Below are 25629 nucleotides of genomic sequence, written 5' to 3'. Positions count from 1 at the left end.
ATTACTGGAAATTCGACGTGACGGTTATCTCGGCATCGTCGTAGGTGCCGGCAGTGGTGCCAGCGGACACCTCCAGGGTGGCACCGACCTGCAGGTTGCTGGTGGCGTTGGCCGGTATATCCGCGCTCGTGATATCCACCGTCGTGCCGCTTCCCGATACGCTCCCGTTAGGGCCGTAGCTAACCTGCAGTGCAGTCAGGGAGGGCGCCGTGCCGCCATTTCCGTTCTCCGAGAAATCCTGGCTCACGTCGACCGTGATGGTCTGGCCGCTCTTGGACTGTGCGTCTTCGCTCTCGACCGAAAATGTCGCGGCCTGCACAAGCTGTGTTCCATCGACGGAGTCGTTAACGCTTGACAGATCCGTCCCGCTACCGGTAAAGCTCCCATCTGCCTGAAGGGTAATTTCGTCAGTTCCGTTTTGTAACCCGTTAAGAATCGCGCCAAATTGCAGATCCTGTTCAGCGGTCACTGCAATTCCCTTCACGATCTGAACGCTGGCGGCAGCCGTGTCGGAGCCGGCGAATGCAGACGTTGATGCCGTAGACAGCGCAAGGGCGCTGGCGATAACGGCGACCCGGTTCGCTTTTCTACTATTCATGGTTTTCCTGATTTGAACGTGTTCCTGGCCGACAGTGTTCAATCGTGGGGAGTTCCTGATGGATAGGGCCAGGCGTGTCAGTCCCTCGATGAATGCGGCATACTCTGAATTCCGGGCAACTGCAGGGGAGATACGTGGAAAAGCGCTCATGCCTTCGTGGCGAATTAATCGCGGTTTTTTTCGCACTGATGATGGGGCATCCCATATGCCGGCATGGGCCGATGAGCCGGGGGGCGACCGAGCTGCCGGGCTGCGCGCCGGTGGGGGCGATGGCTTTGACGTCCTTGAGGTTTATCAGCGGCGCCCGGCCGCCTGGCTGCAGAAAAACCTGCTTGGCCCGGGCCACGCCACGCCGTGGACCGCGTGCTGGGATTTGAGCGTTGCCTACTGGGACGGGGATTACGACGACAATGGCTTTCTGGCCGTCGGTCCAGTGTTCGAGCGCCAGGGCTTACCAGCGGATCTGCGCCTGAGCCTGGGTGTCCAGCCAACCCTCATTTCTTCCCACAACGGCAATGGCAAGGATTTGGGCGGGCCCGTCCAGTTCACCAGTCACTTGTCGCTGGCCTGGGCGCCAGCAACGGCGCTATCCCTCGGGCTGCGGATACAGCACACCTCCAACGCCGGTCTCTACGACCACAACCCCGGGGTGGATATCATTGCCGCGGAAGTGGGATTTGCCTTCTAAAGCCCCTCGCTGGGTCAGCCCCCATAGAGCCAACTGATCAGCAACGAAATGGTGAGAACCCCGGCAGCGGTCGAGAAGAAAATCGCCGATGAGACCTGCGCCGGGCGCTGCTCATACCGCTTGGCAAGCACATAGACATTGGCGGCAATGGGCAGTGAGGCTTGCAAAAGCGCCGCGGCTGCCCAGACCGGTGGTAGATCCACCACCCAGAACACCATCATCGCGACCAGTGCCGGGTGGACGAAGAGTTTGAGCGTGACCACATAGGCGGTCTCACCCGCGCCTTCTCGCATGGGTCGTCCCGCCAGGGTGGCGCCCAGCGCAAACAACGCACAGGGCCCGGCGGCGTTAGCGAGCAATCCGCCATAGCGCTGGATGGGTTCCGCCACGGGCACGCTCATGAGGTTGAGCCCCAGTCCAACGACGCCGGCCATGACAATCGGGTTGCGGATGATGCCGCCGGCGGTGCGACGTAGCAGCGGCAGGATACCGCGTCCGGTCCCCAAATCGGCCTCGACCAAAGCGGTGGCCAGTCCCAGCATGACGATGGTATCCCCCATGACGATCAGCACCGCGGGCAGTGCCGCCTCGCTGCCATAGAGCAGGATGATCAGCGGCAGGCCGATAAAGCCCACGTTCGAGAAAACCGCCCCCAGTCCCTGGATCGAGGCATCGGCCATGCGAAGTTTCAGCAGTCGTTGGCCCACCCAGACGGTGGCGAAAAAAAGCACCAGGCCCGGCAGGTAGTAGGCGATGAGCAGATCCACCACCTGGCCGGTGGCCGCCGGCGCGGCGTAGGTTTTCACCAGCAGCAGGGCAGGCAGGGCAAAGTAGAAGACAAACCCGTTCAGCCCCGATACCGCGGTCTCGTTGAGGATGCGGCTGCGGGCCGCTAGATAACCGGTGAAGATAAGCGCGAAGAAGGGCAGCGCCAGATTGATTACAGCCTGCATGCTTGCCGGTGATTGCTACGGGTGTGCGGAGTCTATCGGGTTCGGGCGGTGCCGGCGACAATGACTGTCCCGGCCGGTGGCGGGCGCGTATGATTCCGCACTCATCGAGTTGGCGGATTAGACAAGGGTTTCGATGTTCAAAACCCCGGCGCTCTCGCACGCGGTGGCGCTCGTCGCGCTGTCGGGTGCGGCGGTTCTTGGCTTCGTCCCACCGGCATGGCTGCCGGCGGGCACGGGTGCAACCACGGCGATTGCTCTGGCGACGATCGCCCTCTATGCCACCGGGCTGATCCCCGAAGCGGTGACCTCGCTGTTGTTCTTCTTCGCGGCCATGCTGCTTGCCGTGGCGCCGCCAACGGTGATCTTCGCTGGTTTCTCATCGACAGCCTTCTGGATCATCTTCGGGGGTTTGATCATCGGTATGGGGATCCGCCATACCGGGTTGGGCGCCCATATCGCCGCTTTATTGCTCGCCCGGTTGCCGTCTCGCTACGGGCTGGTGATTGCGGCGACGGCGTTAACCGGGCTGGCTTTCGCTTTTCTGATGCCCGGGGCGATGGGGCGGATGGTTTTGCTCGTGCCCATCGCCGTTGCGGTGGCCGACCGGCTCGGGTTCGCCGCCGAGTCCAACGGCCGGATCGCGCTGGTGCTTGCCGCGGTCTTTGGCACCCATGTGGGGTCGTTTGCAATCCTGCCGTCGAACACCCCCAACGTCGTTTGGTCGGGTGCGATGCAGTCCATCCACGGCATCGAGATCGGCTATCTGGAATACCTGTGGTGGCATTTCCCGGTCCTTGGCGTGATGCGCTCGTTGTTGCTGGTGGTGCTGATTGTCCGGCTTTTTCCCGATGCACTGCCTACCCACGACGCGCGCAGCGAGTCGCCGGCGGCGATGGATCATCAGCAGCGGGCCATGGGCTTTGTGCTTTTTGCCGCCCTGGCGTTGTGGGTGACCGACTTCTTGCATGGCGTCGGCCCGGCGTGGATCGCGCTGGCCGCCGCGATTGTCTGTCTGCTGCAGCCCCAGCGCCTGGTGCCGCAGCGTCCATTTGCCGCGCTGGATATCGGCCCGCTGTTGCTGGTCGCGGGAGTGCTTGGGTTGGGCGCGGTGCTCGCGCATTCGGGGATTGGCGAAGCGGCCTTCGTGCAGATGCTGCCGCATCTTCCCTTCGAGGCCGGTGCGGATGCACAGAACTACGCTGTGGTCAGTCTTGGGGGCGTGGCGTTGGCAGTCCTCACGGCCATGCCGGGGGTCCCCGCCATCGGCGTACCGCTGGGAGAGACGCTCTCGCAGGCCACCGGCTGGCCACTGCAGTCGGTGCTGACCATCCTGGCGGCCTCGTATTCCACCTACCTGCTGCCGTATCAAGCACCCCCCATTCTAGTGGGCGCGCAGCTGGGGCAGGTGCCCTGGGGGGCGTTGACGCGCTTTACGCTGATTTTTGCCGGGCTGAGCATATTGCTGATCTTCCCCCTTCACTATGCCTGGCTTGCCGCGATCGGGCTGTTGGCGGGCGGATGATCATGCGCCGGGGTCGCATCCGGCGACGGGTCGATGGCATGCTTGCTGCATGATGCAGTCACGCCCATCGCTTACGGTCGGAGTGCTCTTGTGTGATGACCTCCACGAAGAGTTACTCACACGCTGGCCCTCGTATCTCTCGCTTTTTGACGAGCTGCTCGCCGGTGACCCTGTTGCATTCGAGACCCGGGGTTATCGGGTGCATGACAAGGAATGGCCCGACGGTCCCGATGCCGCCGATGCATGGCTGGTTACCGGCAGCCGTGCCAGTGTTCACGAGCGTCTGGACTGGATCGTCGAGCTGGAGGGGCTGGTTCGGGACATCGATACGCAGGGCGTGCCGCTGGTAGGCGTTTGCTTTGGGCACCAGCTGATCCACTCGGCGCTCGGGGGGCGGACGGCACCGTCACCCCATGGCTGGCACCTGGGCGTCTATCCGGTTCACACCGAGACCGCGTGGGCGGGGCTGGATGCCGGTCAACCGTTATCGCTGCTCGCGGTGCACCAGGATCAAGTGGTGGACTCGGCGCCGGGGTTCGAGCGACTGGCGACCAGCCCACAATGCCCCTGGTACGCGGCCAAACGGGGGACGACGCTGACCATTCAGGGTCATCCGGAGTTTGATGAGGCGTTTTTCCACGCGCTCATGGACCGGGTCCGGCTCAAGGCCGGGGATGAGGCGGTCGAAGCGGCGATTGCCCGGTTGCCGTCATCCAATCACCACGAACCCGTCCGCCGCTGGATACGCGGCTGGCTGGCCGGTGCCGAGTCGCAGGCCACCGCAGGTTAACGCTTCCCCATGGGTGAGGCGATTGCGGCGGGGCTGGCCCGGTATCAGTCCATCTGTCCCGACTGGCCGGCGTTCCGTGATGCCATCAGCCGACCCCAGCCAGTGACCCTCTGGGCCCATCCCGAGCGACTGGCACCCGAGACGCTGCAGCGACTGTTGGATGATGCGGGCATCGCAAGCGCACCCAGCCCCTGGGATGACATCCTGCTGCGGCTTGCCCCCGATGCCAGTCCGGCGCATCACTGGGGCTACTTTGCCGGGCTTTTTCAGATCCAGGAGGAATCCGCCCGCCTACCGGTCAAGTTGCTCGATCCCCGGCCTGGCGAACGGGTGCTGGATCTATGCGCGGCGCCGGGCAATAAAACCGCGCAGATGGCCCTGGCCATGGAGAATCACGGCCTGGTAGTGGCCAATGAACTGCAATCCGGCCGTCTGCCGGCCATCCGTCAGCTCATCCGACGTCTGGGGCTTCGCAACGTGTTGACCATCCGCGGCGCCGGCGAGTCATTGGCGGCTAATACCGGCCCCTTCGACCGGGTGCTCGTCGATGCCCCCTGCAGTGGCGAGGGCACCTGGCGAAAGTATCGAATCCATCAGCGAGATGGGGGCCGGGTGATCGACGATGTCGAACGGAATCGACTGGCCCAGCGCCAGCGACGGCTGCTGCATCATGCCGTCGGGCTTGTCCGACCGGGCGGGCGCATCGTCTATGCCACCTGCACGCTCGCCCCGGAAGAGAATGAAGCCGTGGTCGATGCGGTGCTCGGTGACTGGGGCGAGGCGCTGACCGTCGAATCCGCCAGTCAGCCGGCGCTGCCGAGTTCCCCGGGTGTGACCGAGTGGCAGGGACGGCATTTTGACCCGCGGCTTGCCGGGACCTGTCGGGTGTGGCCGGGCGATGCGGATGTCGGTGGCTTTTATGTGGCGGTGTTGAGCCGAACGGGGCCGGCTCGGGTGGGTCAGGCCCCCGGGGGAGAGTCCGTCGGATCGGCCGCGTGGCCTGATCATCCGGCGACACGGGCACTGCAGCAGCGCTTTGCAGTCAATCCCCGGGCTTTGCAGGGGTTGACCACCGGCCCCGATGGCGGGCGGTATCTGCACTACCGGATCGCCGACCAGCCATGGCCATCCGCGCCGCGGGTGGATGCGTTCGGCCTCGCCGCGATCGGGCTTCAGGTACGACCGGTTAAACCCACGACCGGTGCAGCGCTATGGCTTGCCCCCGAGATGGGGCGGAACGTCCTCGAGTTGACCCGGGCGGGGCTCGATGCCTACCGCCAACGTCGGCCGATCGCGCCCGAACACACCGAGCCACGCGGTGGCCCGGTGTCACGCGGTTTTGTCGTGCTCACCCACCAGGGCTATGGCGTGGGGGTCGGTCGGATCGGTCACGGCAAGATGATCGAGAGCCACTACCCCAAAGCCTGGGTCACCGGGTCTCCGGGGGGTCGGGCAAATCCCGACGCTGATTGAGCGTGTGCTTGATCCGGGCCAGCCGCTCGCGGCCCTCTGCACCCGATCGCAGCGCCACACCAACCGCAAGCACATCCAGTAGGGCGAGGTGCGCCAGGCGCGAGAGCATGGGCGTGTAGATGTCGGTATTTTCATCGACATCCGCGTGCAGGCTGATATCGGCCAGGCGGGCGAGGGGGGTGCCCGGTCCGGTGATGCCGATGACAACCACCGACCGGGCCCTCGCGACCTCGAGGCTGTCCAGCAAATCCCGGCTGCGGCCGGTATGGGATATGGCAATGATCACGGTATCCGGCGGCGCGATGGTCGCCGAGATCGCATGGTTGTGGGCATCGGTATAAGCGGCCACCGGCATGCCGAGCCGGAAGAATTTGTGCTGCGCATCCTGGGCCACCAGCCCCGAGGCACCATGGCCGTAGAGTTCGATGCGGCTGGCTGAGGCCAGGCACTCGATGGCCTGCTCGAGCCGCGGGTGCGAGAGCTGGTTGCGGGTGTGAATGAGCGTGGCGATCTGCCGGTCGATGACCTTGGCGGCGGTCTCCTCAAGCGGCTCGTTGCTTTTCACCCCCACCGGACTGGGCGGCAGCTCGGCGGCAAGACTGCGGGTCAGTGCCATCTTGAAGCCGTGGATCCCGGCATAACCCAGGCGTTTACAAAAGCGCACGACGGTGGGCTCGCTGACATTCGCGAGCGCGGCAAGCTGGGCGATGGGTTGATCGGCGATGGCGTGGGGTGCTTTCAGCACATGATCGGCCACTTTGCGCTCGGCGGGGGAGAGCTCGGGCATCCGGGCCCGTATCTGGGCCAGCAAGGGCGTTGTGCTAGGCGTGCCTTGTCTGGAGTGCAGGTTCATGAGCGCTGTTCCACATAGGCGGCCAGGCCGGCGAGCGCTGGCTGGCTGGCCTCGATGCTGAACACCGGAATGCCATTGAGATAGTCGCCGAAACGGCCCTTGGCGATGAATCGCTGGTGGAAAGCCTGCCAGTCGAAAAGCGCACCCAGCGCAGGAATGAGTCCACCGCCGATGTAGACCCCGCCACGCGCACCGGTGGCGAGCGCCAGATCACCCGCCGCACTGGCCAGCGCCTGGGTGAAAAGCGTCAGCGTCTCGCGGGCAGCGGGCTCGTCGGCCTTTGCGTCGGCAACGATGGCGTAGGCATCCCGCGGCTGGCCGTCCCGCCCGTCAATGGCGGCGGTTGCCGCATCGATGGTCTCAAGCCCCTTGCCCGAGGCCATCCGCTCGGCGCTGCAGTGGCCGAATCGCGCATTAATGTGGGTGACGACCGCGGCCTCGCGCGGCGTCTGCGGGCCAAAGCTGATGTGTCCGCCTTCGGTGGCAAAAACCTGCCAACGCGCATCAGCGGGGACGACCAGTGCGCTGCCGAGCCCGGTCCCCGGGCCCAGCGCGAGCTTTGGCGTCATTGGTGCGGGGACACCGTCCGATCGTTGTGCCAGTTCCGTGGGCCCGAGCCGGGTGATGGCCCAGCCCTGTGCGGCCCAGTCGTTGATGATCTCGAGGGTATCCAGTTCGCAGCGACGGCGGGTTTGTTCGACCGAAAACCGCCACCCGGCGTTGGTCAGTGCGATGTCATCCGCTTCCACCGGGCTCGCGATGGCGCAGGCGGCGTGCCGGACGTGGGCTTCGGGACACGTCTGGATTGCTGCCCGCAGCAATCCGGCCAGGTCATCAAAGTCACTGGTCGGACGGGCGAACAGCAGGTCTGGCTCGCCTTGGCCCGGGTTATACAGCCCCACACGGGCGTTGGTTCCGCCCACATCGGCTAACAGCCAGGCGCGATGCTCAGGCCGACCAGTAGACATGGGTCGGGACCTTTTTTTGTGACAGGACCGCGAGGACCGGGAAGCGCTGCGGGTCGCCGGCACGGATCCCGCTTTGCAGCGTCTGCCATTTCTCCTGACCGCTGATATGAAGGGCGATCCAGCGGCTGCTCGTCAGCGTATGCAGGGTCAGGCTCAGCCGGTCATAAGGGGCATCCGGGGCTCGGGTGGCCACACAATGCGCTTCGGTGTCCGGGTCCAGTCCCCGGACCAGTGAGGGGTCGCCCGGGAAAAGCGATGCGGTATGGCCATCCGTGCCCATGCCCAGGATCACCGCATCAAAGGGCCGGGGCAGCATGCTCAGGGCGGCCCCGCAGGCGGCCTCGTCGGCCCGGGCATCGATGCCCTCGCGATGCAGCGGATAGAAATGCGCGTCCGCTGCCTGGCCATTCAACAAGTACTCATCGACCAGTCGGGCGTTACTGGCTGGATCCGCCGGTGGCACTCGGCGTTCGTCGGTCAGGCTGACGTAAACCGATTCCCAGGGCAGATCAATGCCGCTCAGTGCCTCGAACAGGGGGACAGGGGTGCGGCCGCCGGGCACCAGCAGACTGGCGCGGCCGCGGGCCCTGACTGCATAGCGAATGACTTCGCCGACCCGCTGGGCGAGCGCGTCGGCGGCCTGACCCGGATCGGCGAAGCGCTGGGCGCTTTCCAGAACATCAGCGGCACCCATCAGCTCTCCTCATGCCAGCTGGATTCCTCGCGGCCAAGCAGCGCGCTGGAGGCGGCCGGTCCCCAGGTGCCCGCGGTGTAGGGTTTGGGCGGATCCCCCGCCTCCTGCCAGGCGGCGAGGATCGGTTCGATCCACTGCCAGGCGGCGTAGAGCTCATCGCGGCGCATGAAAAGGGTCAGCCGCCCCCGCAGGACATCCATGAGCAGCCGCTCATAGGCGTCGGCCTGACGTTGCTGGAAGGCCTCGGCAAAGTCCAGGTTGAGCGATACCGGGCGAAGGTGCATCCGGTCTCCCGGCGATTTGGCCATCATGTGCAGTCGCACGCCCTCATCGGGTTGGAGTTTGATGACCAGCCGGTTGGGGCGTCCCGCCCCGTAGGTCACATCGAAGATCGAATGCGGGACATCGCGGAAATTAACGACGATTTCGGCGGCACGCTCCTGCAGCCGCTTGCCGGTTCGCAGATAAAAGGGCACACCCGCCCATCGCCAATTGGCCAGCTCGGCGCGGATAGCGACAAACGTCTCGGTGTGGCTGTCCCCGGCCACCTCGGGCTCGTCCAGATAGCCCGCCACGGGTTGACCGGCGATGGCGCCCGCCCGGTACTGGCCGCGCACGGTATTTTTTAATGCGTATTTTCCAGAAAGCGGGTTAAGCGCCCGTAATACTTTGAGTTTTTCGTCCCGAACTGCATCGGCGGCAATGCTGGTGGGCGGTTCCATGGCGATAATGCAAAGCAGCTGCAACAAATGGTTCTGCACCATGTCGCGCAGCGCTCCGGTGCGGTCATAGAACCCGGCGCGGCCATCCACGCCGACCTGCTCGCTGACGCTGATCTGCACGTCACGGACCCAGTCGCGGCGCCAGAGCGGTTCGAAGAGCATATTGCCAAACCGCAGCGCGATGAGGTTCTGGACCGTCTCCTTGCCCAGGTAGTGGTCGATCCGGTAGATCGAGTCTTCGGGGAAGATGGCACCGATACGCTCGCTGATGGCCCTGGCCGACGCCAGGTCGTGTCCCAGGGGCTTTTCGAGCACGACCCGCGAGGCGGGCGTGACAAGCCCCTGGGCGTTGAGATGCTCGCAGATGTTGACAAAGTGGCCGGGCGCGACCGCCAGGTAGAACACCCGGCAGCAACGCTCCCGGCCGGTCAGCGCCGCGCGCAGCGCCTCGAAGCTATGCGCATCCTCGGCATCAGCCTGAAGAAACTGTACCCGCTCGACAAAGCTCTGCCAGTGCGCGTCCTCCAGCTCGGCGGCATCAAGCCGTTCGGCAAGCGCCTGGTAGACCTGTTCGAGAAAGCCCTGGGTATCCATCTCGCGGCGGGCGGTGGCGATGATCCGGCCGTCATCCGGCAGTTGTCCGGCGCAGTGGCGGCGATAGAGCGCGGGCAGCAGCTTGCGCATGGACAGATCGCCGGTTGCGCCAAACAGAACAAGATCAAAGGGCTCGAGTGAATCCACATGGCCTCCATCGGGCATTGGGCGTAGTAAAACTACAACCCAGCGTATCGAAGCGGGCCGGGCATTTGAAGTCGCACACGGGTCTTGGCAGTCTGTTCGTAGGAAAGCTACCAACACCCCATTGACTCATTGGAGACGCGCATGGCCGATCCCCAGGCAACGCTGCAGGCGGTGACCGAGCGCATCCGCCGGCGCAGTGAGGCACAACGCAGCACCTACCTGGCCCGTCTCGCCGAGGCCGCCGAGCAGGGGCCGATGCGCACGGCCCTGTCCTGTACCAATCTCGCCCATGCATTCGCCTCGGCACCGGACGCCGACAAGGCACGGCTCAAGGCACTGCAGAAGATCAATGTCGGGATCGTCTCGGCCTACAACGACATGCTCTCGGCGCATCAGCCGCTGGAGGGGTTTCCGGCCCTGCTCAAACAGGCGGTGCGTGAGGGCGGCGGCACCGCGCAGTTCGCCGGCGGCGTCCCGGCCATGTGTGATGGGGTCACCCAGGGGCAGCCGGGGATGGAGCTGTCGCTTTTCAGCCGCGATGTGATCGCCATGGCCACCGGGGTGGCGCTTTCGCATAACACCTTCGACGGCGGGCTTTGCCTGGGGGTGTGTGACAAGATTGTCCCGGGGCTTTTGATCGGGGCCTTACACTTCGGGCATCTGCCCTTTATCTTTGTGCCGGCAGGCCCGATGACCAGTGGCATGCCCAATGATGAAAAAGCCCGCATCCGGGCGCTCTACGCCGAGGGCAAGGTCGGCCGCGAGGCGCTGCTCGAATCCGAGTCGCGGTCGTATCACGGCCCGGGGACCTGCACCTTCTACGGTACCGCCAACAGCAACCAGATGCTCATGGAAATCATGGGTTTGCACATGCCCGGAGCGGCGTTTGTCAACCCCAACACGCCGCTTCGCGACGCGCTGACCATTGCCGCCGGGCACCGCATCGTCAAGCTCACCGCCCAGGGCGATGACTACACCCCCATCGGCCGGGTGATCGACGAGCGTGCCATCGTCAACGGCATCGTCGGCCTGCTCGCCACCGGCGGATCCACCAATCACACCATCCACCTGGTGGCGATCGCGCGCGCTGCCGGTATACGCATTCAGTGGGACGACTTCGATGCGTTATCCCGAGTGGTGCCGCTGCTCACCCGCATCTACCCCAATGGACAGGCGGATGTGAACCATTTCCACGCCGCCGGTGGCATGGGCTTTCTCATCCGCGAGCTGTTGCAGGCCGGTCTGCTGCACGAGGATGTCCTCACCGTTGCCGGTCGTGGCCTATCCGCCTACGCCGAGGAACCCACCCTCGCCGACGGCGGGGTGGCCTGGCAGCCGGCGCCGTCGGCAAGCGCCGATCAGTCGGTGTTGCGCCCGGTGGCCGAGCCGTTCAGCGAGGATGGCGGGCTGCGGGTGCTCGAAGGCAATCTCGGCCGGGCGGTCATCAAGGTCTCGGCGGTCAAGCCGGCCCATCGCGTGGTCGAGGCACCAGCCCGGGTCTTTGATGGTCAGCAAGGCGTGCTCGAAGCCTTTCGCGCAGGGGAGTTGAGCGGCGATTTCGTCTGTGTGGTCCGCGGGCAGGGCCCTCGGGCCAACGGCATGCCCGAGCTGCACAAGCTCACGCCCGAGCTTGGTGTGCTGCAGGCGCGCGGGCAAAAAGTGGCCCTGGTCACCGACGGGCGCATGTCCGGCGCCTCCGGCAAAGTGCCGGCCGCCATTCATTTATCGCCCGAGTGGGCGAGCGGGGGCGACATCGGGCGCATTCGCGATGGTGACCCGATTCGGGTGGATGCCGAGACCGGGCGGCTTGAGGTGTTGGTGGCGGCCAGCGAATGGCAGTCGCGCACGCTCGAACGCCCCGAGGGCGAGCCGCAGTTCGGCATGGGCCGTGAGATGTTTGCGGGCTTCCGCGCCAGTGCGGGCGACGCCGAGAACGGCGCCATCAGCTTTTGGCCGCGGGAGGAATAACGCATGTCGAGCGCGTCCGCTATTCAGTCGATCATGACCCGTGCGCCGGTGATACCGGTCCTCGCCATCGACGAAGTCGAGGTGGCGGTGGATCTGGCTCGGGCGCTGGTGGATGGCGGCCTACCGGTGCTAGAGGTGACGCTGCGCACTGACGCCGCGCTGGCAGCCGTCGAGGCCATTGCCGAGGCGCTACCGCAGGCCACGGTCGGTGTGGGCACGGTGATCTCCGCCGGCCAGGTGGCGTCCGCGCAATCGGCAGGGGCGCGCTTTGTTGTTAGTCCGGGGTTCACCGCGTCGGTGGCGGTCCGCGCCCAGCAACTGGATCTGCCCCTGCTGCCCGGGGTGATGACCCCCTCGGAGGTGATGGCAGCGGTCGAGGCCGGGTTGGATCATCTCAAGTTCTTTCCGGCCACCGCCGCCGGCGGCGCCGACATGCTCAAGGCCTTGGCCGGGCCGTTTCCGCAGGCGCGCTTCTGTCCCACCGGCGGTATCACCGCCGACAACCATCTGAGCTTTCTGCGGCTTGCCAACGTGCTTTGCGTGGGCGGCAGCTGGTTGGCGCCGGCGGACGCGGTGGCCGCCCGGGACTGGCCGCGGATCCGCGCGCTGGCGGCGGCGGTATCCGGTCAGCGCTCGCCGAGTGCGGAGGCCGGCGGGGTCGGAGATCGCTGGTATTCGGTGGCCGGCGAAGAGGACCCGGGCAGCGCGTTTGAAGATTTACGATAAATCGCCAGTTTAAAATGTACCAAAGCGGTCCTCTTTCCGTTATAATCGCGAACCATGATCAGGCTGAACCGAGAAACCGACTACGGTGTGGGCATCCTGACGCTGATGGCGCAGGAGCCGGCGGCCCGGTATAACGCCGCAGCTCTGGCCGAGGCGCGGGGGCTGCCGCAGCCGATTGTCAGCAAAATCCTAAAACACTTGGCGCGCAGCGGGCTGCTTGCCTCGTACCGTGGCGCCAAGGGCGGTTACGGGCTTGCCCGTGAACCCGAAGCCATATCTATTGCCGAAATCATTGCCGTGCTGGAGGGCCCCATCGCGCTGACCGATTGCATCGAAGAGGGGCAGGCGGCGTGCCAGTACGGCAGCCAGTGCAACATCAGCGGTGTGTGGGGGCGGATCAACGATGCCGTCCAGCAGACGCTGTCCCAGATCACCCTGGCCGAAATGGCAACGGCCGACACCGGCCAACAGGGTCAAATCCATCCCGTGGAATTTACCGGAGTGCGACATGTCCGCGAGCACTGAGACCATCGAGCGGTTTACCAACAAAGGCTATGAAGCCGGGTTTGTCACCAACGTCGAGGAAGATCGGGTTCCCCCGGGCCTCAACGAAGATGTCATCCGGACCATTTCGGCGAAGAAAAACGAGCCGGAGTGGCTGCTGGCGTGGCGGCTCGAGGCCTATCGCAACTGGCTGACCATGTCCGAGCCGGACTGGCAGTACCATCATTACGATCCCATCGACTTTCAGGCGATCTCTTACTACGCCGCGCCCAAGCGCGACGAGGATCGCCCGCAGAGCCTTGATGAGATCGACCCGGAGATCAAGGAGACCTACGACAAGCTGGGCATCCCGCTGCACGAGCAGGAGATGCTGGCGGGCGTGGCCGTTGATGCGGTCTTTGATTCGGTCTCGGTGGCCACCTCGTACAAGGACAAGCTCGCCGAGCAGGGGATCATCTTCTGCTCAATGTCCGAGGCGGTCCAGGATCATCCCGAGCTGGTGCAGAAGTACCTGGGCACGGTGATCCCGGCCAATGACAACTACTTCGCAGCGCTCAACTCGGCGGTCTTCACCGACGGGTCGTTCGTCTACATCCCCAAGGGCGTGCGCTGCCCGATGGAGCTTTCCACCTATTTCCGCATCAATGCGGCCAACACCGGGCAGTTCGAGCGCACGCTCATCATCGCCGAGGACAGCAGCTATGTCTCGTACCTCGAGGGCTGCACCGCCCCGATGCGCGATGAAAACCAGCTGCACGCCGCCGTGGTCGAGCTGGTGGCACTGGATAATGCCGAGATCAAATACTCCACGGTGCAGAACTGGTACCCGGGGGATGCCGAAGGCAAGGGTGGCATCTACAACTTCGTCACCAAGCGCGGCCTGTGCGCGGGGGATAACTCGAAAATCTCCTGGACGCAGGTCGAGACGGGTTCGGCCATCACCTGGAAATACCCCAGCGTGGTGATGCGCGGCGACAACTCGGTCGGCGAGTTCTACAGCGTTGCGGTGACCCGGCTGCGCCAACAGGCCGATACCGGCACCAAGATGATCCACATGGGCAAGAACACCCGCAGCACCATCGTCTCCAAGGGCATTTCTGCCCAGGAGGGTCAGCAGGTCTATCGCGGCCTGGTGCGGATTGCGCCGACCGCGGAGGATGCGCGCAACTACTCGCAGTGTGACTCCATGCTGATGGGCTCGGAGTGCGGTGCGCACACCTTCCCCTATCTGGATGTCAACAACAGCACCGCGCAGCTCGAGCATGAGGCCACGACCTCGAAGATCGGCGAAGACCAGATCCTCTATTGCATGTCCCGCGGCATTGCCGAGGAGGACGCCGTCTCGCTGATCGTCAATGGCTTCTGCAAGGAGGTCTTCCGCGAGCTCCCCATGGAGTTTGCCGTCGAGGCGCAGAAGCTGCTCGAGATCACGCTGGAGGACTCGGTCGGCTGACGCCGAGCCGCATACGAAAGGGCACGGCGGGCGGCAGTCGTCGCCCGTCCATTGATTAGAGATTGCAAAGAATCGGGAGTCAGAAATGGCATTGCTGGAAATTCGCAACCTGCACGTCAACGTGGAGGGCGCCGAGATCCTCAAGGGGCTGGATCTCACCATCGAGCCGGGCAAGGTCCACGCGATCATGGGCCCGAACGGCGGCGGCAAGAGCACGCTCGCCAAGGCGCTGGTGGGTGATGACGCCTACGAGATCACCGAGGGCGAGGTCCTTTTCAAGGGCGAAGACCTGCTCGAGATGGATCCCGAAGAGCGGGCCCGGGTCGGCGTGTTTCTCGGCTTCCAGTATCCGGTGGAGATCCCCGGTGTCTCGAACACGTACTTTCTCAAAGCGGCGGTCAACGCCATCCGCAAACACCGCGGCGAGGGCGAGATCGACGCCATGGAATTCCTCGAGCTGGTCAAAGAGCGCGCCAAGCGGGTCAAGCTCGATGAGGGCCTGCTCCAGCGCCCGGTCAACGAGGGCTTCTCGGGCGGCGAGAAAAAGCGCAACGAAATCTTCCACATGTCGGTCCTCGAGCCGCAGCTGGGCATTCTGGATGAGACCGATTCGGGGCTCGATATCGATGCGCTTCGGATCGTCTCGGACGGGGTCAACGCCATGCGTGACGAGAGCCGTTCCTTTCTTGTGATCACCCACTACCAGCGCCTGCTCGACTATATCGTCCCGGATGTGGTGCACGTGCTCCTGGACGGCCGGATCGTCAAGACCGGTGGCAAAGAGCTTGCCAAGGAGCTGGAGAGCAAGGGGTACGAAGGCTACAACGAAGACGCGGCCTGATCGCGCGGAGAGACGTCAATGATGGAAGCAGTTGCAAAACCGCAGAGCGTCTATCTCGAAGATTTCGAGGCTCGTCCGGACAAAGCGCCGGAGTGGCTCGAGACGTTGCACCGGCGCGGTATCGAGGCCTTCGAGCAGCGGGGTTTTCCGGGCGCTCGTGAGGAAGCCTGGCGCAAGACCAATCTGCGCCCGGTCACCGAAGCGCACTTTGGCGCCGTCACGGCGCCGGGGGCTGCGCCCCGGGTCTTGGTCGAGCGGCTCGCGGATATCGGCGAGTGCTATCGCCTGGTCTTCGTCGATGGCCGCTTTGCCCCCGATCTATCCGATCTCGACAATCTCGCCAAAGGGCTGACCGTGGCACCGCTTGGCGAGTACGCGGGCGAAGCGCCCGAGCGGCTTGTCAAGGCACTAGGTGCACGGGCGGACATCGACTGGCATCCCTTCGCCGCGCTCAACACGGCGTTTTTCCAGGATGGGGCCTATGTCCACGTCGCCGCCGGGGCGCTGGTGGAAAAACCCATCGCCGTCACTCACATCATTACCCCCGAGGCCAATCAGCAGGCCGTCTATCCGCGGCTTGTCGTCGATGCCGAGGACGGGTCCGAGGTCCGGGTGGTCGAGCGATTCATCAGCGACGATCAGACCGGCGCGCTGGTCAGTCCGGTCAGTGAGCTCTCGGCCGGCCAGAACACGATCCTCGACTACAGCCGGCTGCAGGAAGACGGCATCGCCACCATCAACATTGGCACGGTCAACCTGGCCGCTCAGCGCGATGCCTCGCTGCGCGGTGCCTTTGTCGGCGATGGCGGCCGGCTCGCGCGGCTCGATCTGATCGCCGATCTGGAAGGTGAGGGCGGTGAGATCGACTGCAATGGCATCTATCTGACCGAGGGCAAGCAGTTCACCGACTTCCATACCTGGTTCAACCACCGGGTCGAGAATTGCTTTAGCCGGCAGCGCTTCAAGGGCATCCTCCAGGGCCGGTCGGAGACGATTTTCGATGGCCTGGTGAAGGTCTTCGAAGGCGCCCAGAAAACCGACGCGGTGCAGGAAAACCGCAACCTGGTACTGGGCAAGCGGGCTCTGGCCCACTCCAACCCGCGGCTCGAGATCTTTGCCGACGATGTCAAATGCACCCACGGCTCAACGGTCGGGGAACTCGACGAGGAAGCGCTTTTCTACCTACGCACGCGCGGCATCAGCGCCGACGGCGCCAAGGGGATGCTGACCCTGGCCTTCGCCGGCGAGATAGTCGATATGTTCCGTGTCAGCGGCGTCCGCGACCACGTCCGCCGAGTGCTCATGCGCCGGCTGGGCGTAGAAGATGCGGACATTGGAGATATCCTTTGAGCGCAACGGCACCGAGTGCGGGCCCCCAGGCGGTGGAGGTGGAGCGGATCCGGGCGGATTTCCCCATCCTCCAGCGCCCCATGAACGGCAAACGCCTGGCGTTTCTCGACAGTGCGGCCAGCGCGCAGAAGCCGCAATGTGTCATTGATGCCGAGCGCGAGTGCTACGAGACCTACTACGCCAATATCCATCGTGGCGTGTATCAGCTCTCGCAGCGCTCCACACAGGCCTACGAAGGGGTACGCGCCGTCGTCCAGCGGTTCATCAACGCGCCGGATGAGCGGGAGGTGGTCTTTGTCCGCGGTGCCACCGAGGCGATCAACCTGGTGGCCCAGTCGTTTGTCCGGCCCATGCTCTCACCGGGCGATGAGATCCTGATCACCGGCATGGAGCACCATGCCAACATCGTGCCCTGGCAGCTGGTCTGCGAGGCCACCGGGGCGCAGCTGGTGGTCGCCCCGGTGCTCGATGACGGCCAGCTCGACATGGAGGGGCTGCGGGCACGGATCGGACCCCGGACGCGGTTTGTCAGCGTGGTCCATGTCTCCAATACCCTCGGGACCATCAATCCGGTCGAAGCGATCATCTCGCTGGCCCACGAGCAGGGCGTGCCAGTGTTGGTGGATGGGGCGCAGTCAGCCCCGCACATGCCGGTGGACGTCCAGGCCATGGGCGCAGACTTCTATTGCTTTTCGGCCCACAAGACCTACGGGCCAAGCGGTGCGGGTGTGCTCTGGGGGCGCTACGAGCACCTGAAAGACATGCCCCCCTACCAGGGCGGCGGGGACATGATCCGGACCGTGTCGTTCGAGAAGACCACCTATGCCGAGCCGCCGCAGCGCTTTGAAGCCGGAACCCCCAATATCGCCGGGGTGATTGCCATGGGCCGCGGGCTTGAGTACATCGAGTCGGTGGGTCGCGAAGCGATGATCGCCCATGAGCAGGGCCTGCTCGACTACGCCATGGACCGCCTGGGGCATATCCCGGGTATGCGGTTCATTGGCACCGCGCCCCACAAGGCCGGGGTGGTCTCGTTCCTCCTCGATGGCGTCCATCCCCATGACATGGGCACCATCCTGGATATGGAAGGGGTGGCCGTCCGGGTCGGACACCACTGCACCCAGCCGCTGATGGAGCGCTTCGAGGTGCCGGCCACGGTCCGGGCCTCCTTCGGGCTTTATAACGATCGAGACGACGTGGATGCCCTGGTCGATGGGCTCCACCGCGTCAAGGAATTCTTTGGCTGACCATGTCCGATCTGCGTGAGCTCTACCAGGAGGTCATCCTCGATCACAACAAACAACCCCGCAATTTTCGGGTTGTGAATCCCCACGACCACGCGGCGGATGGTTACAACCCGCTGTGTGGTGACAAGATCCACCTCGAGCTGCGGCTCGATGAAAGCGGCCGGATCGAGGACATCGCCTTTACTGGAGAAGGTTGCGCAATTTCAACGGCTTCGGCCTCAATCATGACAGAGACGTTGAAGGGTAAAACCGTGGCCGAGGCCAATGCGCTCTTCGATCGTTTTCACCATCAGGTCACCGATGAAGGCACCGAGTTGGACCCCTCGCTGGGTAAGCTCGGGGTGCTGGCGGGCGTGCGCGACTACCCGATGCGGGTGAAATGCGCAACCCTGGCCTGGCATACCCTGCAGGCCGCCCTCGAAGACCGGGGCGAGATTTCGACCGAGTAAGGTCATGGCTGAGTCCGGCGACCCACAGACCCTCCGCGAGGGCATCATCACCGCCCTGAGGGGCGTCTATGACCCGGAAATCCCGGTAGATATCTACGAGCTCGGGCTCATCTACGACGTCGAGGTGGATGAGGACGGCTTTGTCGATGTGCTGATGACCCTGACCTCGCCGGCCTGCCCGGTTGCGGGGCAGATGCCGATCCTAGTCAAGGCGGCGGTCGAGCAGGTCCCGGGAGTTCAGGCGGCCGAAGTAGAGCTGACCTGGGAGCCGCCCTGGACTCAGGAGCGGATGTCGGAAAGCGCCCGGCTGCAGTTGGGGTTTATGTAGCCAAGCCCCCGCTGGCCGGATCGCGGATGGCCGCGAACGAGGCATGCTGTCCGGTCCATTGAAACCCCGTCACGCCATCGGTGGTATTGCCCTCTCGCGCCTGATAGCGGAACAGCTCGGTCGTCAGGATCGTGGCCTGCTCGGTGCCGGCGAGTTCGGTGATATGCGTTATCCGGCGGCTGCCGTCGCTGAAGCGACTGAGCTGGACAATCAGATCCACCGCCGAGGCAATCTGATCGCGGATGGCCTGGGCCGGCAGATCCATACCCGCCATCAGACACATCACCTCCAGACGAGAAAGGGCATCGCGAGGTGAATTGGCGTGGGCGGTGGTCAGCGACCCGTCGTGTCCTGTATTCATTGCCTGGAGCATATCCAGCGCCTCGCCGCCGCGACACTCACCGACAATGATCCGATCAGGCCGCATCCGCAGGGCGTTGCGCACCAGGTCCCGGATGCTGATCGCGCCGCTTCCCTCGATATTGGCCGGACGCGATTCAAGGGATACCACATGGGATTGCTGGAGGTTGAGTTCGGCAGAATCTTCGATGGTGATGATGCGCTCGTCACCGTCAATGTAGCCGCTCAGGGCATTAAGCAATGTTGTCTTGCCCGAGCCCGTGCCGCCGGAGATGACGATATTGCGGCGCCGTTTGATGGCCTCGATGAGCAAACCCGCCATCGCCGGGGTCATCGCCCCCGCCCGGGTGAGTTCGTCGAGCGTCATGTGGCTGTTGTGCGCCTTGCGGATGGTAATCGTCGGGCCATTGAGTGCCAGCGGGGGGATGACCGCGTTGACCCGCGAGCCGTCAGGTAGACGGGCATCAACCAACGGTGAGCCTTCGTCAAGACGCCGCCCAATCGGTGAGACGATACGATCGAGGGTGTTCTGCAGGGCTGCCTCCGAGCTGAAGCGAATCCCGGCCGGGCAAAGCCGGCCTTGTCGTTCGACGTAAATGCTGGAGGCGCCGTTGACCATCACCTCGGTAACGGCGGGATCGGCCAGCAGGCGCTCAATCGGCCCGAGGCCCACGGTCTCTGCCACCACCAGCGCCACCGCCTCGGCCCGATCGATATCCTCGCCAAGCGCCAGGGCGTCGTTTTCGATGAGTTGCCAGGCGATGCGCTCGGCCTCCTGCCGGATCCGCTCCGCCGACAGGGTCTCGACGAGGTCACGCTGAAAAAGATCAAGGCTCTCCGCCACTTCATGGCGCAGACGTTCGACGAGCGCCGGTGAGGGTGCACCGATGTGGTGATACTGGTCATTGGATTGGTTGGCATCGGGATAACCAAGCGCCCCGCGTTCCGGATCCGGATCAGGTTGGCTGCGGTTAGCGCTGGCAGGATCCGACACATCAGCCGTCTGGTGTGTAGCGTTCGCCTCCGGCGTATCGATCTGCAGGGCATACGCACCAACAAGGATATGGTCGGTCGGCGTGATCGGCCCGCAGTGTCGGGTGGGGCGTCCGTTGATAACAACCCGGTTGGCGTGGCCCAGCGCCCGCAAGGTGCATCGACGTTCACGGATCTGCAATACGGCGTGGCGCCTTGCAATGCCGCCATCGGTCAGTCGCAGTTGGCATCGTCGGCTGGCCCCGATCACGAGATCGGCATCATCGGGGAGGTCTCGGGTATCACTGCTGCCCGCCGGCGAGGTGATCTGCAGAGTCATGGCTTTCATCTCACGCCCTCCTCGAGCGGCAGAAGGTCATGGTCCGGGGCGCTTTCCGCCAGCCCAGCGCGAGGGTCGGGCTTCTGCGGCCAGGGTGTCAGGCTTGGTGTGAGCATGACGATCAACTCGGTGTTCTCGGATCGATTGCGTCGCGAGCGGAAAAACTCGCCGATGACCGGCAGTTCGGCGAGGCCGGGAAAGCGGTCGATGGCCCGGGATTGCTGACTGTCAACCAGACCCGCGATGACCAGGGTCTCGCCGCTGCGCGCTTTCATCCGCGTTGTGGCATTGCGAACCGAAAATCCGGGCACCCCCATGACGGTCACCGCTTCGTCGACACTGCTGACCTCGACGGCGACATTCGCCTGAATCGTTTGATCGTCAGCGACCTCGGGGGTGATATCGAGCGAGACACCGTAGTCTTTGAACTGCACCGTGGTGGCGTCGCCGTCGCCCGGGACGGGGATGGGGATCTCACCACCGGCCAGAAACGACGCCGAGCTGCCGCTGAGCGCCGATAACATGGGCTCGGCGATGACCTCGACGCGTCCCGATTCATCCAGCAGATTGATCATGGCGGTGATATCGAGGCCCAGGCCGAGATAGCTGTTGCTCTGGCCGATATCGAGGGGGAGCTTTCCGGCCGGAAGTGATTGGCCAAGGTCGGCCCGGAACACATCGTTGGTGTGTAGATCCGACGCGTAGGCGAAGGTGATTCCCGGACTCTGATCGGACCACTCGAGCCCGAGGTCCTGGAGCGTTGAGCGCTTGATCTCGACAAAGCGGGCCTTGAAATGCACCGTCGCTCGATCCGGATTGGCGGCAGGCCGTGTCAGGTCAGTGATGTCGGCGTGCATCGTTTTGAGCTTTTCGAGCCGTTGCTTCGCATCAATATCCTGGGGCTGGCCGGTCAGAACCGGTTGACCCTCAAGCCACGACAATGACACTCCGGGAATGAGCTCGACTAGCTGTGTGAGTGCCGGGTTCTGGTCGGCTGTCGGGGCCGCGACGACTTCAACGCGTGTGCGGTGTTGACCATCGGATTGCCAGACTCTCAGGTCGGTGGATCCGGTGCTCAGACCGATGACAAGGAGTTGTTCTGTCGGCTCGATGACCCGTACCTCGGCCACCTTCGGGTCGGCGATCGCCACCCGCTCGATACCGGCGGTCTCCAGCAAGCGGGAATGTCCGATGGTCAGTTCCATGGAAACGGGCAGCTCTGCCACGGCGGGCAAGGGCAGAAGACAAGCGACCAGCAATACCTGCGAGATTTTTGCTTTAATGTGATTCACAGAGCGCCTCCGCGAATGACTTCGACAGGTCGGTGTTTGCCCTCGCGTGCGGATCGGTTGTCGAGCAGTTGGTCCTCGCCGATGGCCATGTGCGGCATGGGGCGGTCATCCTTATCACTCCGCAGGACGACCGATATCTCGCCAACCGCGAGGGCCTGCGTGATTCGCACTGCCTCGGCGTGGGAGACCGCGACGGTCAGCTCCGAGTACCGCCATTGATTCTGCTCGGTGCCTGCGAGACTTCCTTGCAGATGGGGTCCTGCCGCCAAGATGACGACATCGGACAAAAGGGTGGTTGTGGTCTGTTGCCCATCCCGGCGGTAGGTCATGAGCAGATCAACCCGATCGCCGGGTCGCAGCAGACCAGCGATTGCCTGCTCCCCGGGTACGGGGATGGTCAGGGCCCGGTCGCCGGTTCGTACCAGCTCCGATAGCCTCGTGCGGTCGTCCTCCCGCAGCATGGCGGGCAGGATCGGATCACCGCGCTCGAGAGGATGTTGCAGAATGCGACCGGCGATCCGCGACCAGCCCTGGCGGCCGAGTGCATGGGCATGCACATAGGCCTTGGGCATCGACCGCACCGCAACATCCTCGGCGGATAACGTCTCGCCGGCGGCCAGTGCCGTTTTGGCAACCAGCACAGGCCGCTTCGTATAAGGCTCGGATAGATCGGCTTCGACCGCCTCGGCCAGATGGTCGATATGGCGCGCGGCGAGCCACGCGGCAGCCAGACCGCACAGCAGAGCGATCGAAAGCACGATGAGATGCCTCTGGAGCGCCGTCATGGACGTCTCTTCATCCTTCCTTGTTAAAAAGGGACACTCAGCCCCCACTGGAATTGATTCGCATGCCGGAGCAGCAATGACTCGATCTCATCGAGCATCCCCCAGACAACGGCTAACCCCGCTGCGACCGCGATGTACTCCGAGCTACTCATGATTACCGGCGGGATGCTCGATCCGGTGGATGACTGCTACCGTCCGGGCGCTGCGGCGCTTGAATTCAACTTCGATAGCACCCAGCCGGGGGTGGCTCATGGAAAGGCCGTGGCCCGTATCGGTCGGTGCCGTTGTCTCGACCCATCCCCGACGTGCCAGATAGCGTCCGAGTCGCTCGCGTGCCCGGGGAATCGGGTAGTGGCCTTCGATGACGGTCGTATCGCCGTGACGGTTGCTTTGATGGTAGAGCCGTTCCATGGCCGGCGGGATCAGCCCCGCGCTGGCTTGACTCTGGCGACGGTCAGCGTCGAGGGCATCACTCAGCCGCATGACACTCAACATCACCGTCGTGCCTTCGGGCGTGGATCGGGCGCTGACATGGCGAGTCGCCTGACGACTGTAGAACAGTGTCTCGATCGCTGATTCGCCGTCGTTGGCTGCATCGTCCAGTGCTTGAGGGAAAACTTCACGATAGGCGGTCCCGGCCCACTCGTGGCGATAGTGCGCGATAATCTGTTCAGGGCTTTGGTCGGTGAGATAACTCGCAACACACAGGGGCAGCCCATTGATGCTGACCCGGGGGTCACGCATGACCGCCTCAGCCCCCGAGGGCAAATGCTTCTGAGCAATCACCGGAGCGCAGACATCCGGCATGGCCTGGCTGGCCGATGCAAAACCAATCAACAGCAGGGCAAGTCGAGGCAAAAGCCGGCTAATGGGGGCTTTTGGGCTGAACACCGGACGGTGGGATGAAGTCGGTGGCATCTGCATCGCGTCCCTCCCTGAACAACACAAAACGGGCAAGCCCGCGGCCCGGACGGGTGGCCGCGTCCAGAGGCTCGCTTGCCACCACGCCTTCGGTGCGGGATTGATATTGCCGGTCACGCCGGGCTCGCCAATCGACCGAGACAACCGATGCCGACGCCTCCACGCTCAGGGTGGATGCATGCTCATCCAGCTTGGTTGTGGGCTTGATGGCCCGCTCGGCGTGGTGGGATTGCAAAGCGGGTTGAGGCAATCGGAGCATCTGAGGGTGCAAACCCCCGATTCGTGCAATCCCCGGCACATAGTCACCATGCGCAAGCGCACGTACCGCGGCGCTTGCCTCCAGATTGCTCTGTTGATCGCTTTTCATCGGCCGGCGTTGTACCGGGATGGCCGGGTCGTTTGCTCGATAGTGCTCGAGTTCGACACCTGCAAGTGCCTGACCCCAGCTGCTGATGCGCACAGCATGCTGGGTGCCAAGCTGTGCGCCGTGTAGATCGGCAAGCCAGTCAACCGCCCATAGCGCTGGCAGCAGCGCCATCAGGCAGAGTATCGCCTCGGTCAGCGCGGCTCCGCCCTGGCGATTCATGGCCAAACGCCTCCTGGTTGCGTGCTCAGCCGTGGCTTCCAGAAAGGCCCGAACAAGGTCGGGTCATTGCCGGCATCGCCTGGACATGGCTGACCGCAGCCCTGGGGCGGCCGGTAGACCACCCGCGCGATCGTCAAGTGATTGATGCGGCGGGATAGCCGCCCTTCGGCCAGCGTGGCGATGGCTGGTACTGTGAATCCTCCAGGATGATCGCCCCGGGTCTTGAGCCGGGTGTAGCGTCGAACACCGCGGTAGTTACCGGCGATGCGATCGGCATCAGCGCGTCCCCGCGCCAATGTATCCCAGCCGCTCCACTCGCCCTTGCCCAGCTTGTATTCCGCCTTTTGAAACCGATCGAGCGAGCGCCAACCGTCGGCATCGGCGTGGTCGGCCCGCGACGTGGCGCCTTGCTTGCGAATTTTGATAATCAGCGGGATTTTGACATCCCATTCCCGGTGGCCACTGCCATAACCGGGCCAGCCACGACCCTCGCGACCGGCAAGCCAGCGTCGCAGCCGTCGGTCATGATCGATTGTCGCCGCGACCCATTCGCCGAAGCGGCGGCGATCATCGCCGGGCCGGGCGCTTTGGATACGGCTTAGCGTCTCCGCATACCGGCTCGCCAGATACCCCTGGACGACCGCCCGATAGGGCTGGGGTAGCGCGTTTGTCGCATCGGTCTGGTTGATGGCAATCGATGGGTCATGGCTCTGTGCGACTGCCGCCATAATCCGGTCGATCTCTGGCGGCTGAATCGCCAGCCGGGCTCTGGCCTGCGTGCTCATCATCAGGCCGTGGAGTCCGTCGATGCCATTGATATAGCCGCGACCGAAAAGTTCGGTGCCCTTCAATGCGGCATCCGCAATACGCGCGGCGGCGCTGGTTGCCTGATTGACGTAGGGGATGTAGCGCGTGACGCTGGCCAGCCCGTCACTGGCGTCTTCGACGTATCGCAGCCAGCTGAGGTAGGCAGTGAAATGGCCGACGGCGATGTGGTTGGCCACCAGTGCCCGATTGGTATAAGCAATCAGGTTGAGGTGACGCGCCATCCAGCTGGCGCCGCTGTAGGCGGCCGCATCGGCGGCGTTGACCACGACGCTGCGGTCATTGGCCCCGTCAGCGGTGCGATGCGAAATGGTGATCGCCAGTCCGATTGCCGCGATGATGAAAAGCATCAACGGGAGTATCTGACCAGCGGTCCGATTAATTCTGTGAGTCAAAGTTCTGCAGGGTATCCGCCTGCTCCGAGCGCTGTGCGGCGCGCTCCGAGTCCTCGGCCGCCTGCTCGATTTGTTCGCTGCCATCTTCACCCGCCATCTCCCGGGCCAATGCGGCAGCCTGGCTGGCGATCGTATCGCCAAAAGCCGAGAAAATCCCGATGCCAGCCACTGCGATAAGTGCGGTCACAATAATGTACTCGGACATCCCCTGTCCGGCCTGGCGGTGTCCCTTGCCGGGGCGCTCCGTGACTGCTTTATCCATCCTGCTCCTCCCTGAGCGTGGTT

General features: G+C 64.1%; 27 protein-coding genes. 13 read left to right on the top strand and 14 right to left on the bottom strand.

Translation table 11 applies throughout. The features are described from left to right. Position 1 precedes the first annotated feature (1 nt). Positions 2-784, bottom strand: a complete 783-nt coding sequence (locus tag V6X73_RS06440; protein WP_367991072.1) for a DUF4402 domain-containing protein — start codon at positions 782-784, stop codon at positions 2-4. A gap of 19 nt (positions 785-803) precedes the next feature. Here V6X73_RS06440 and V6X73_RS06435 point away from each other — a divergent pair, with 19 nt between their 5' ends. Continuing rightward, positions 804-1286, top strand: a complete 483-nt coding sequence (locus V6X73_RS06435; protein ID WP_367958394.1) for an acyloxyacyl hydrolase — start codon at positions 804-806, stop codon at positions 1284-1286. 14 nt (positions 1287-1300) lie between these two features. Here V6X73_RS06435 and V6X73_RS06430 read toward each other — a convergent pair whose 3' ends face one another. After that, a complete protein-coding gene (locus tag V6X73_RS06430) occupies positions 1301-2239 on the bottom strand; it encodes an AEC family transporter (protein WP_367958395.1) in 939 nt (312 codons plus the stop codon). 133 nt (positions 2240-2372) lie between these two features. On the opposite strand from V6X73_RS06430, the gene V6X73_RS06425 reads away from it, so the two are divergent. Genes V6X73_RS06425 through V6X73_RS06415 form a run of 3 tightly spaced genes read left to right on the top strand, consistent with a single transcriptional unit; the run spans position 2373 to position 6024 of the window. Beyond that, the gene (locus V6X73_RS06425; RefSeq protein WP_367958396.1) at positions 2373-3761 is read left to right on the top strand and encodes an SLC13 family permease; all 1389 of its coding nucleotides are present in this window, start codon (positions 2373-2375) and stop codon (positions 3759-3761) included. Between the two features lie 49 nt (positions 3762-3810). After that, positions 3811-4551 (top strand): type 1 glutamine amidotransferase, encoded by a 741-nt coding sequence (locus tag V6X73_RS06420; protein WP_367958397.1) that lies wholly within the window; start codon positions 3811-3813, stop codon positions 4549-4551. Positions 4552-4560: 9 nt separating this feature from the next. Further along, a complete protein-coding gene (locus tag V6X73_RS06415; RefSeq protein ID WP_367958398.1) occupies positions 4561-6024 on the top strand; it encodes an RsmB/NOP family class I SAM-dependent RNA methyltransferase in 1464 nt (487 codons plus the stop codon). Here the strand turns inward: V6X73_RS06415 and V6X73_RS06410 are convergent. Genes V6X73_RS06410 through zwf form a run of 4 tightly spaced genes read right to left on the bottom strand, consistent with a single transcriptional unit; the run spans position 5981 to position 10002 of the window. Next, complete coding sequence (locus V6X73_RS06410; RefSeq protein ID WP_367958399.1) at positions 5981-6835, bottom strand: MurR/RpiR family transcriptional regulator; 855 nt, start codon at positions 6833-6835, stop codon at positions 5981-5983. The two genes, V6X73_RS06415 and V6X73_RS06410, sit on opposite strands and share 44 nt — an antisense overlap. Positions 6836-6873: 38 nt before the next feature. Further along, entirely contained in the window at positions 6874-7845 is a 972-nt protein-coding gene (gene glk / locus V6X73_RS06405; RefSeq protein ID WP_367958400.1) for a glucokinase, read from the bottom strand. After that, positions 7826-8539, bottom strand: coding sequence for a 6-phosphogluconolactonase (gene pgl / locus V6X73_RS06400; RefSeq protein WP_367958401.1), 714 nt, complete (start codon positions 8537-8539; stop codon positions 7826-7828). The genes glk and pgl overlap by 20 nt, the downstream gene beginning before the upstream one ends. Next, the gene (gene zwf, locus V6X73_RS06395) at positions 8539-10002 is read right to left on the bottom strand and encodes a glucose-6-phosphate dehydrogenase (protein ID WP_367981232.1); all 1464 of its coding nucleotides are present in this window, start codon (positions 10000-10002) and stop codon (positions 8539-8541) included. The genes pgl and zwf overlap by 1 nt, the downstream gene beginning before the upstream one ends. A 141-nt stretch (positions 10003-10143) precedes the next feature. On the opposite strand from zwf, the gene edd reads away from it, so the two are divergent. The 9 genes from edd (at position 10144) to V6X73_RS06350 (ending at position 18868) form a co-directional block, all read left to right on the top strand. Further along, on the top strand, positions 10144-11970 hold the full coding sequence (gene edd, locus V6X73_RS06390) for a phosphogluconate dehydratase (RefSeq protein ID WP_367958403.1): 1827 nt from the start codon (positions 10144-10146) through the stop codon (positions 11968-11970). Between the two features lie 3 nt (positions 11971-11973). After that, a complete protein-coding gene (gene eda / locus V6X73_RS06385; RefSeq protein WP_367958404.1) occupies positions 11974-12696 on the top strand; it encodes a bifunctional 4-hydroxy-2-oxoglutarate aldolase/2-dehydro-3-deoxy-phosphogluconate aldolase in 723 nt (240 codons plus the stop codon). A 54-nt stretch (positions 12697-12750) separates the two neighbouring features. Beyond that, the gene (locus tag V6X73_RS06380) at positions 12751-13221 is read left to right on the top strand and encodes an SUF system Fe-S cluster assembly regulator (protein WP_367958405.1); all 471 of its coding nucleotides are present in this window, start codon (positions 12751-12753) and stop codon (positions 13219-13221) included. Beyond that, on the top strand, positions 13205-14653 hold the full coding sequence (gene sufB, locus V6X73_RS06375) for a Fe-S cluster assembly protein SufB (RefSeq protein ID WP_367958406.1): 1449 nt from the start codon (positions 13205-13207) through the stop codon (positions 14651-14653). The genes V6X73_RS06380 and sufB overlap by 17 nt, the downstream gene beginning before the upstream one ends. Before the next feature lie 85 nt (positions 14654-14738). Further along, positions 14739-15494: a Fe-S cluster assembly ATPase SufC gene (gene sufC, locus V6X73_RS06370; protein ID WP_367958407.1), complete on the top strand. Its 756-nt coding sequence runs from the start codon at positions 14739-14741 to the stop codon at positions 15492-15494. 21 nt (positions 15495-15515) lie between these two features. Next, positions 15516-16844 carry a Fe-S cluster assembly protein SufD gene (gene sufD / locus V6X73_RS06365; protein ID WP_367981233.1) on the top strand — a complete coding sequence of 443 codons (1329 nt, stop codon included), beginning with the start codon at positions 15516-15518 and terminating at the stop codon, positions 16842-16844. Next, entirely contained in the window at positions 16841-18091 is a 1251-nt protein-coding gene (locus V6X73_RS06360; RefSeq protein WP_367958409.1) for an aminotransferase class V-fold PLP-dependent enzyme, read from the top strand. The genes sufD and V6X73_RS06360 overlap by 4 nt, the downstream gene beginning before the upstream one ends. Positions 18092-18093: 2 nt before the next feature. Further along, complete coding sequence (gene sufU / locus V6X73_RS06355) at positions 18094-18540, top strand: Fe-S cluster assembly sulfur transfer protein SufU (RefSeq protein WP_367958410.1); 447 nt, start codon at positions 18094-18096, stop codon at positions 18538-18540. A gap of 4 nt (positions 18541-18544) precedes the next feature. After that, positions 18545-18868: an SUF system Fe-S cluster assembly protein gene (locus V6X73_RS06350; RefSeq protein ID WP_367958411.1), complete on the top strand. Its 324-nt coding sequence runs from the start codon at positions 18545-18547 to the stop codon at positions 18866-18868. On the opposite strand, the gene V6X73_RS06345 is transcribed toward V6X73_RS06350, so the two are convergent. Genes V6X73_RS06345 through V6X73_RS06310 form a run of 8 tightly spaced genes read right to left on the bottom strand, consistent with a single transcriptional unit; the run spans position 18861 to position 25606 of the window. After that, positions 18861-20549, bottom strand: coding sequence for an ATPase, T2SS/T4P/T4SS family (locus V6X73_RS06345; RefSeq protein WP_367958412.1), 1689 nt, complete (start codon positions 20547-20549; stop codon positions 18861-18863). The genes V6X73_RS06350 and V6X73_RS06345 overlap by 8 nt on opposite strands. Further along, on the bottom strand, positions 20546-21832 hold the full coding sequence (locus tag V6X73_RS06340; protein ID WP_367958413.1) for a type II and III secretion system protein family protein: 1287 nt from the start codon (positions 21830-21832) through the stop codon (positions 20546-20548). The genes V6X73_RS06345 and V6X73_RS06340 overlap by 4 nt, the downstream gene beginning before the upstream one ends. Continuing rightward, complete coding sequence (gene cpaB, locus V6X73_RS06335) at positions 21829-22617, bottom strand: Flp pilus assembly protein CpaB (RefSeq protein WP_367958414.1); 789 nt, start codon at positions 22615-22617, stop codon at positions 21829-21831. Before cpaB ends, V6X73_RS06340 begins: the two co-directional genes overlap by 4 nt. Positions 22618-22640: 23 nt before the next feature. Then, positions 22641-22769 carry a hypothetical protein gene (locus tag V6X73_RS06330; RefSeq protein WP_367958415.1) on the bottom strand — a complete coding sequence of 43 codons (129 nt, stop codon included), beginning with the start codon at positions 22767-22769 and terminating at the stop codon, positions 22641-22643. Further along, entirely contained in the window at positions 22762-23541 is a 780-nt protein-coding gene (locus tag V6X73_RS06325; RefSeq protein WP_367972488.1) for a hypothetical protein, read from the bottom strand. The genes V6X73_RS06330 and V6X73_RS06325 overlap by 8 nt, the downstream gene beginning before the upstream one ends. Continuing rightward, positions 23483-24124 carry a hypothetical protein gene (locus V6X73_RS06320; RefSeq protein ID WP_367958417.1) on the bottom strand — a complete coding sequence of 214 codons (642 nt, stop codon included), beginning with the start codon at positions 24122-24124 and terminating at the stop codon, positions 23483-23485. Before V6X73_RS06320 ends, V6X73_RS06325 begins: the two co-directional genes overlap by 59 nt. Continuing rightward, entirely contained in the window at positions 24121-25299 is a 1179-nt protein-coding gene (locus V6X73_RS06315) for a hypothetical protein (protein WP_367958418.1), read from the bottom strand. The genes V6X73_RS06320 and V6X73_RS06315 overlap by 4 nt, the downstream gene beginning before the upstream one ends. A gap of 28 nt (positions 25300-25327) precedes the next feature. Beyond that, positions 25328-25606, bottom strand: a complete 279-nt coding sequence (locus tag V6X73_RS06310; RefSeq protein WP_367958419.1) for a Flp family type IVb pilin — start codon at positions 25604-25606, stop codon at positions 25328-25330. Between the last annotated feature and the right edge of the window lie 23 nt (positions 25607-25629).

It is taken from the genome of Spiribacter pallidus (genome assembly GCF_040838495.1).
GTDB lineage: Bacteria > Pseudomonadota > Gammaproteobacteria > Nitrococcales > Nitrococcaceae > Spiribacter > Spiribacter pallidus.
This window is presented reverse-complemented; position numbering and strand designations above follow the sequence as displayed.

What these genes read in the sequence shown, in the direction of transcription:
- V6X73_RS06320 (WP_367958417.1), bottom strand. Translation starts at nt 24,124, where the DNA reads ATGAATCGCCAGGGCGGAGCCGCGCTGACCGAGGCGATACTCTGCCTG.
- edd (WP_367958403.1), top strand. Translation starts at nt 10,144, where the DNA reads ATGGCCGATCCCCAGGCAACGCTGCAGGCGGTGACCGAGCGCATCCGC.
- sufD (WP_367981233.1), top strand. Translation starts at nt 15,516, where the DNA reads ATGGAAGCAGTTGCAAAACCGCAGAGCGTCTATCTCGAAGATTTCGAG.
- V6X73_RS06310 (WP_367958419.1), bottom strand. Translation starts at nt 25,606, where the DNA reads ATGGATAAAGCAGTCACGGAGCGCCCCGGCAAGGGACACCGCCAGGCC.
- V6X73_RS06325 (WP_367972488.1), bottom strand. Translation starts at nt 23,541, where the DNA reads ATGCAGATGCCACCGACTTCATCCCACCGTCCGGTGTTCAGCCCAAAA.
- V6X73_RS06435 (WP_367958394.1), top strand. Translation starts at nt 804, where the DNA reads ATGCCGGCATGGGCCGATGAGCCGGGGGGCGACCGAGCTGCCGGGCTG.
- cpaB (WP_367958414.1), bottom strand. Translation starts at nt 22,617, where the DNA reads ATGACGGCGCTCCAGAGGCATCTCATCGTGCTTTCGATCGCTCTGCTG.
- pgl (WP_367958401.1), bottom strand. Translation starts at nt 8,539, where the DNA reads ATGGGTGCCGCTGATGTTCTGGAAAGCGCCCAGCGCTTCGCCGATCCG.
- V6X73_RS06415 (WP_367958398.1), top strand. Translation starts at nt 4,561, where the DNA reads ATGGGTGAGGCGATTGCGGCGGGGCTGGCCCGGTATCAGTCCATCTGT.
- V6X73_RS06420 (WP_367958397.1), top strand. Translation starts at nt 3,811, where the DNA reads ATGATGCAGTCACGCCCATCGCTTACGGTCGGAGTGCTCTTGTGTGAT.
- sufU (WP_367958410.1), top strand. Translation starts at nt 18,094, where the DNA reads ATGTCCGATCTGCGTGAGCTCTACCAGGAGGTCATCCTCGATCACAAC.
- eda (WP_367958404.1), top strand. Translation starts at nt 11,974, where the DNA reads ATGTCGAGCGCGTCCGCTATTCAGTCGATCATGACCCGTGCGCCGGTG.
- V6X73_RS06345 (WP_367958412.1), bottom strand. Translation starts at nt 20,549, where the DNA reads ATGAAAGCCATGACTCTGCAGATCACCTCGCCGGCGGGCAGCAGTGAT.
- glk (WP_367958400.1), bottom strand. Translation starts at nt 7,845, where the DNA reads ATGTCTACTGGTCGGCCTGAGCATCGCGCCTGGCTGTTAGCCGATGTG.
- sufC (WP_367958407.1), top strand. Translation starts at nt 14,739, where the DNA reads ATGGCATTGCTGGAAATTCGCAACCTGCACGTCAACGTGGAGGGCGCC.
- V6X73_RS06430 (WP_367958395.1), bottom strand. Translation starts at nt 2,239, where the DNA reads ATGCAGGCTGTAATCAATCTGGCGCTGCCCTTCTTCGCGCTTATCTTC.
- V6X73_RS06350 (WP_367958411.1), top strand. Translation starts at nt 18,545, where the DNA reads ATGGCTGAGTCCGGCGACCCACAGACCCTCCGCGAGGGCATCATCACC.
- V6X73_RS06330 (WP_367958415.1), bottom strand. Translation starts at nt 22,769, where the DNA reads ATGAGTAGCTCGGAGTACATCGCGGTCGCAGCGGGGTTAGCCGTTGTC.
- V6X73_RS06425 (WP_367958396.1), top strand. Translation starts at nt 2,373, where the DNA reads ATGTTCAAAACCCCGGCGCTCTCGCACGCGGTGGCGCTCGTCGCGCTG.
- sufB (WP_367958406.1), top strand. Translation starts at nt 13,205, where the DNA reads ATGTCCGCGAGCACTGAGACCATCGAGCGGTTTACCAACAAAGGCTAT.
- V6X73_RS06315 (WP_367958418.1), bottom strand. Translation starts at nt 25,299, where the DNA reads ATGCTTTTCATCATCGCGGCAATCGGACTGGCGATCACCATTTCGCAT.
- V6X73_RS06380 (WP_367958405.1), top strand. Translation starts at nt 12,751, where the DNA reads ATGATCAGGCTGAACCGAGAAACCGACTACGGTGTGGGCATCCTGACG.